The organism is Coleofasciculus sp. LEGE 07092 (genome assembly GCF_015207375.1).
Classification (GTDB): domain Bacteria; phylum Cyanobacteriota; class Cyanobacteriia; order Cyanobacteriales; family Coleofasciculaceae; genus LEGE-07092.
Genome location: NZ_JADEWY010000216.1, coordinates 1 through 6260, shown reverse-complemented (window position 1 = coordinate 6260; position 6260 = coordinate 1). Strand labels below are relative to the sequence as shown.

Genomic DNA, 6260 nt, shown 5'->3' with positions numbered 1-6260 from the left:
CCCCTACTCCCTACTCCCTACTCCCTACTCAACGTCACAGTGGGCGGTAAACTCGATAGTTGATTTGGGGGAAGATATTGTCAATTTCTTCTACTTTTTCCAGCCAACCGCTGTCAATTTTGCCGATTTTAATGTCATCGTAGAGCTTGTTGAAGCGCTGCAGGTGCGATCGCGTCCGCCGTACTGCATAAGGAACCATTGTTCCTGTACGCATGATAAACGCCCAGTCTGACGACTGTGCCAGTAGCAACTCTCGCGCTGCCTGATTCAGTGCTTTCCACCCCAGCTCATCGGCAGGTTCCTGATATGCCAATTCAATCATCCGCTCGGCGGCTTTATGCAGGTGCGGGTAAACCCAAGCATTCGTCTCATTGAGCCAGTATTCATGGAACCCTTTGTAGCCCCAACTGGATTGCGAGGGCTTGCAGACTTGCTGGGTGGGATTATTCTGCAAATAATCTGCCAGATGGGTCATCTCGTAGGTATTCTGATCGTACCAAGATTTGCGGAACAGGTAGTCTAGGAACCAAGGACCTTCATACCACCAGTGACCAAATAGCTCCGCATCGTAAGGCGAAACAATAATGGGTGGGCGATGCATCATACCCGACAAATGATTAACCTGCTGCTCCCGATTGAACATGAAGTTACCTGCATGTTCGGCAGCTTTTTCTCGCGCCCAATAGGGGTCGTAGAGAGCCTTCTCACCCAACCCACCGCCGCGACTTGTAATCCTGTGATACTTGATTCCAGTATTTTTGCGCTGTCCGTTGGGCATGATGTAAGGCTTGATATACTCGTATTCCGCCTCCCAGCCCAAATCTTTGTAAAATTCTCGGTATTCCGGTGAACCCGGATATCCCACCTCCGAAGACCAAACTTGCTGAGATGACTCATGGTCTCGACCAAAGGCAGCAACTCCTGTTTCTGTATAAATAGGGGCATAAGTCCCAAAACGCGGGCGAGGGCGGGCGTACAAAATCCCGTGTCCGTCGGTCAAGAAATAGCGCAAACCTGCATCGGCTAGCATCCTCTCTACGCCTTCATAGTAAGCACATTCAGGCAACCAAATGCCCTTGGGAGGACGCCCAAAGGTTTGCTCATAATGTTCGCAAGCGACCTGAATTTGCGCCCACACCGCTTGGGGATACATCTTCATCAGCGGGAAATAGCCATGGGTGGCACCGCAGGTGAGGATTTCTAGGTTATTGCTATCGAGGAACTGCTTGAACGCCATTACCAGGTCGCCGTTGTAGCGTTCCCAGGTTTTGCGAATATGACTGAACTCGTTGACGTAATGCTCTGCCAGGTAGCGGATATGACCGTAGTTGCGGTTGTGTTCGACTTCCTTTTCTACGAGTTCTTCGAGTAAAGCCAGGTGTTTGTCGTAGCGCTCTTGCAGCAGCGGGTCTTGTAGCATAGACACCAAAGGCGGTGTCATACTCATCGTCATTTTGAAATCAACCCCATCCCGTTTCAACCCTTCAAAAACGTGCAGTAGGGGAACATAAGTTTCAGTGATTGCTTCAAAGAGCCATTCTTCTTCAAGCACATAATCACTTTCCGGATGGCGGACAAACGGTAGATGGGCGTGAAGGACGAGCGCAACGTAGCCGATAGCCATGGTGAATTAGAGGTCGTGAATTGTATTGATAACTAAGACTGAGGACAGCTAGGGGGTTTACAGTCTTTTAAGATTTTAGGACGAAAGGAACGGAGAGCTGACGTTTCCTAGCATCTTTTTTCCCAAGGATGAGTCAGAACTGCTCTGGTTGGGACTACTCAGGGATTGTATGGGCAATTCTGACCACTGGGAGGCTGTACCCAACCTTGAGAATCGAAGGATTACAGCCTTAACCTGGGATAATAAGTCTAATTTGTTAGATATTTAACCCTAGTTTTTCTTAAAATGAAGTTTGATCGCTCTCTATTGTCCTGCCGCAAAAACCTGATCTACACTCAGCATCAGGTTGGGTAAAGTAGGTGAGATTATGCGATCGCCCTCTCGAAATTGCTGCAACTCATATTCCCCTTCCACCAATTGACAGACAGTGAACGTGGGTTGTTTGGGATTGCCAATGAAGCGTCGCCCACCTAATGCGGCATAATCTACAATCCAATATTCCTGGATGCCCAATGCTTCGTACTCTCCAAGCTTAGTGAAGTAATCATCCCGCCAATTGGTTGAAACAACTTCTACAATGATCTTGATCGATTTGCCCAGGGTAATGATAGATCCACTTTCCCAATCCGGTTCATCAATCATGGCAGGTTCATCTAAGACAATTACATCCGGTTCATATCCAGAATTACCATCCAGAGAACGGACAATGCATTCTTTAGGGATGAAATAGGGCAAGTTCGCCTGACGAATTGCAGTGCCTATGTTGTAAGCTAAATCCCCTGACAACTTTGAATGCTTACCTCTCGGTTTGGGCATCTCAACAATTACCCCACGGTGTAACTCATAGCGGCATTCAGAGGTTTCTGGTAGCCACTCAATAAACTCGTCAAACGTAATCGACGGTTGCAATGCTTGGATCATGGGTTCATCTCATTTTGGCTCTAACTTACTGCGATCGGGTTTTGTAAGGAAGTTGTTCTGGACGCTCTAGCGGTTCGTCCTCCCAACTGCCAATGACTTCTTCAAAAAATCTGGGTTGCCAACCCCTTGACTCTAATGTTGCTGAGTTGCGATCGCGAGACTTCAAGCGTTGGAAAATGACCATTACCTCTAAATCTTCATTCTTAAAGCCAACTGGGACTTGAATTTGTAATACTCCATCATCTCCAACATGAGATTTCAATTTAATGCTTTCCATTGCTCCAACCTCTTGCTCTATTCCTTAACTTGGGTCACTCTTCACTTCTGAAAACGCTTAGAGACAGCAATTAATTTTGGTCCCTTTGCTTCTACTGTGGAAGAGTTTTCCCTGGTAAAAGCTGTTTCACCGACAAATGACACCTCAGTTTGAGCTGGAATAGGAATTCTGATAACAGAATGCCCCTTATATAGTATCGGGTCAATCTTCATTAAAACTTGAGTTTTCAGGGGTTCAGCCAGTTGAGAATTACGCAGCGCACTCACCAATATCTCAACATAGTCTTCGAGCGATTTACCTAGAAGCTTAGATTCTCTATCAATTCCTACGACATATCTTCCGTTTACTTCAACAGGATTAACTGTATCTAAGCTTTTAATTCTATCTGCATGATTTTTTTGATCAGCCACTCCAAGAAAAATGTAGCCATCACTATCAGGATCGGAATTTGCAATTCCACAAATCGTTTCAATGATTCTCTGAACTAGATTGTTATTCAACTCTCTATTTTCTGATAAATTAAGTAAACCTTGCTTGCACTCATATTTTGTGGTTTCTATACGAGAGCGAAGTAGGGAATTCTTGAAAAATTGTATTAACTCAGCACCTTGACCAAGAGTTGATTTATCTTTTTTTGCAAAATAGTCTTGAATCAACCCTTTGGTTCGATTGATGTTATTTTTGCGATATTTTATTTTTGCATATCGACGACCCAAATTAGCTTTCGTTGATACTTTCGATTGACTAGCAGACTGCCTGAGCGATAGAGGCGATATGCTTCTGTGACTGTCATGCCGCGTGGAACAATACTCATACCTATCTTCCTTTAGATAATTTTTCCAGATGCGTTAGAAAAATGGGTTCAGACTATAAAGTCTATGTAGTTACTCTCTTAGATAATGGTATTGGTAGACTATTGAGCGCACAATTTAACAATCTCAAGTCGTACTGCTTGGCTCCCGGTTTCTTGTCTGAGGAACTACCAATTCTTCTTTAGTAATCGGTGTTCTTCTCAGCGTATATAAAGAAATTAAAAACTCACCTTTTTGAATTTTTATATCTAGTGCATCAATTACAAATTTCACATCAAGGAAGCTGGCATCTTCATAATCATTATCTTCATAGTGTTTGATTTGCTCTTCTGTAAGTCCAGCTAACTTTGCTAATTCTTGTTGGCTGATTTTGGCTGCCATCCGAGCTTTAATTAAAATTTGGGGTAAATCATTAATATCATCAAGTTTCAGTACGATAGGAAGGTGGCGGTCATGGGATGTAAGCCTTTCATATTCAGCGACTTCTGCTTTTAATTTATCGAGCTGACACTGTAATGAACCTCTCATAAGTTCCCAGCCGTTAGGGTCATTTTTTTTCCTAGCTTCATCTCTATCTATAGCAGCTATAGATTTTTTGAACTCTCCGATAAGTTCCTGAGTAAACTTATATTCTTTTTCATTTTTAATCATAAGTTCTACCTCACTAAATCTATCGCAATGATGCATTTTCTATTTTGCTTTCTATCCCGTTGGAACAATTCAAAAGAATCTATTCCATAATTGCCGATGGGTTGATCTGATGGAAAGAGTTCACCTCTATATTTAGTTTTCTGTCCAGCACGGTCATAATGATTCAGTAATCTAGGAGCATGAATTCTGAGATAGTCTATATCCACATCTTCTCTATCCCAACAGGCATCGAAATCTCCTGGGTCTGCTTTGATAGTAACAAAGCTGCCATTGATATAAATTGTCCGGCAACCCGCTGCTTTAAGTTGCTCCATTGCCATTTGCAATCCCCGCATTAAACGCAACCGAAGCGCATTGGTGCCAAATCGTTCTACAAATTCCTCCCATTCGCAAAAATGCACGCCTGGTGGTAGATTGCCGTTTTCGTCGAATTTTGGAATCACTCCCTCACACCCGTTCCACACATTCATTGTTCAGCTTTTGAGCGTACCATTTACGGTGGATGCTTAGACTGGGCGCGATTACTCGCTTATTTCAGAGTGCAGGCTTGTCGCCCTCCTACGATTCCATCAACGATTGCACCCACTGAACTCCCACCCTTTCAAGAGGTGGGCTTCAAAGGTCGCCTCTTCGGTGAATCAAAGGTCTTTATTCGGTTGGATTGTACCAACAATCTAAAATAGATATTAAATTGTAAGGAAGCAAAGACCCCTCAGCAACAGATTGTCGCTCCTATCTTAAACGTTGTCCCAAGACCCTCCTGTTGAGAGTGCTAACACCAAATTGCATGCAGGCTGCCCCTGGAAAATCCATTGATTCGGAAGCATCCCTACAGCTACTGCTGTTTGTCGATGAGCGTCCTAGTTCCCGAAAACACATCCATCGAATCCGAAGTTACCTGGAAACCTTGAGAAAAGAGTGTCCCTTTGAACTCATGGTTGTGGATGTTGGGGAACAACCTTATCTTGCTGAACATTTTAAGCTGGTGGCGACTCCCACACTCATTAAGATTCATCCCGAACCCAGACAGACCCTTGCTGGAACCAATTTGATCGGACAGTTAAAAAATTGTTGGTCGCGCTGGCAGCATTCTGTAGAAGAATACCAGGCAGAGTATGCTAATGGAGCCTCCAACTCATCAAACGGCAATGGAAATTCACTGCCCTCAAAAAGTTCTATCGCTGCTTCTGTCGAACTGATGCAACTGAGCGATGAAATTTTTCGCCTCAAACAAGAAAAAGCCGAATTGCTCGAACAGCTACAGTTTAAAGACCAGGTGATGTCAATGGTAGCTCATGATTTGCGCAGTCCCTTGACCGCAGCATCCATTGCCGTAGACACCTTGGAGTTAGACCAAAAACCCCAGAAAAATGGTTCTATTTCTCAGCTTACACCTACCCTAAAAGCACGGTTGTTTGAACAAGCTCGCAGTCAACTCCGCTGTATGGACAAAATGATTGGAGAACTTTTGCAAGGGGCTAAGACTAGCCATGCCGATTTCAAGATCAAGCCCCATAAACTGCCCTTAGGCAAACTTTGTCAGGATATCCTGACTCAAATGAAAGAGCAGTTTCAACTCAAATCTCAGGAAGTTGTCACCGATATCCCCCAAGACCTGCCCTGCGTCTATGCTGATAGTGAATTGGTGCGCCAGGTCATCATCAATTTGCTAGATAATGCCAGCAAGTACACGCCCCAAGGTGGTAAAGTGCAGTTATCGATTCTCCATAGAACCGCTCAAAAAATTCAGATCAGCGTCTACGATACCGGACCCGGCATCCCAGAAGAAAACCGCGATCGCATTTTTGAAGGTCATTTCCGGCTCAAACGGGATGAAAGCAAGGATGGATACGGATTAGGCTTATCACTATGCCAAAAAATTATTCGTGCCCATTACGGTCGCATTTGGGTAGATTCTCGTCCTAAAGGCGGTGGTTCTTTTCACTTCACACTACCGATTTATCGGTAGGAAAGG

Annotated in this window: 8 protein-coding genes; 1 reads left to right on the top strand and 7 read right to left on the bottom strand. The window is 44.3% G+C overall.

The window, feature by feature from the left end; genetic code table 11:
• Positions 1-34: 34 nt before the first annotated feature.
• From IQ257_RS28525 to IQ257_RS28500, 7 genes are all read right to left on the bottom strand, one after another.
• A complete protein-coding gene (locus IQ257_RS28525; RefSeq protein WP_193881944.1) occupies positions 35-1624 on the bottom strand; it encodes a glycoside hydrolase family 57 protein in 1590 nt (529 codons plus the stop codon).
• Positions 1625-1927: 303 nt separating this feature from the next.
• On the bottom strand, positions 1928-2545 hold the full coding sequence (locus IQ257_RS28520) for a Uma2 family endonuclease (protein ID WP_193881947.1): 618 nt from the start codon (positions 2543-2545) through the stop codon (positions 1928-1930).
• Between the two features lie 25 nt (positions 2546-2570).
• A complete protein-coding gene (locus tag IQ257_RS28515) occupies positions 2571-2822 on the bottom strand; it encodes a hypothetical protein (RefSeq protein WP_193881950.1) in 252 nt (83 codons plus the stop codon).
• A 41-nt stretch (positions 2823-2863) separates the two neighbouring features.
• Positions 2864-3538, bottom strand: coding sequence for an ATP-binding protein (locus IQ257_RS28510; protein ID WP_228061124.1), 675 nt, complete (start codon positions 3536-3538; stop codon positions 2864-2866).
• On the bottom strand, positions 3514-3636 hold the full coding sequence (locus IQ257_RS30955) for a hypothetical protein (protein WP_265584626.1): 123 nt from the start codon (positions 3634-3636) through the stop codon (positions 3514-3516). Before IQ257_RS30955 ends, IQ257_RS28510 begins: the two co-directional genes overlap by 25 nt.
• A 124-nt stretch (positions 3637-3760) precedes the next feature.
• Complete coding sequence (locus IQ257_RS28505) at positions 3761-4285, bottom strand: helix-turn-helix domain-containing protein (RefSeq protein ID WP_193881953.1); 525 nt, start codon at positions 4283-4285, stop codon at positions 3761-3763.
• Between the two features lie 5 nt (positions 4286-4290).
• Positions 4291-4728 (bottom strand): DUF6932 family protein, encoded by a 438-nt coding sequence (locus tag IQ257_RS28500; RefSeq protein WP_193881961.1) that lies wholly within the window; start codon positions 4726-4728, stop codon positions 4291-4293.
• 344 nt (positions 4729-5072) lie between these two features.
• On the opposite strand from IQ257_RS28500, the gene IQ257_RS28495 reads away from it, so the two are divergent.
• The gene (locus tag IQ257_RS28495; protein WP_193933430.1) at positions 5073-6254 is read left to right on the top strand and encodes a histidine kinase; all 1182 of its coding nucleotides are present in this window, start codon (positions 5073-5075) and stop codon (positions 6252-6254) included.
• Positions 6255-6260 lie beyond the last annotated feature (6 nt).

Bases quoted from the DNA above. Each gene is read 5' to 3' on its own strand.
- IQ257_RS28525 (WP_193881944.1), bottom strand. From the start codon at position 1,624: ATGGCTATCGGCTACGTTGCGCTCGTCCTTCACGCCCATCTACCGTTT.
- IQ257_RS28520 (WP_193881947.1), bottom strand. From the start codon at position 2,545: ATGATCCAAGCATTGCAACCGTCGATTACGTTTGACGAGTTTATTGAG.
- IQ257_RS28515 (WP_193881950.1), bottom strand. From the start codon at position 2,822: ATGGAAAGCATTAAATTGAAATCTCATGTTGGAGATGATGGAGTATTA.
- IQ257_RS30955 (WP_265584626.1), bottom strand. From the start codon at position 3,636: ATGAGTATTGTTCCACGCGGCATGACAGTCACAGAAGCATATCGCCTC.
- IQ257_RS28505 (WP_193881953.1), bottom strand. From the start codon at position 4,285: ATGATTAAAAATGAAAAAGAATATAAGTTTACTCAGGAACTTATCGGA.
- IQ257_RS28495 (WP_193933430.1), top strand. From the start codon at position 5,073: ATGCAGGCTGCCCCTGGAAAATCCATTGATTCGGAAGCATCCCTACAG.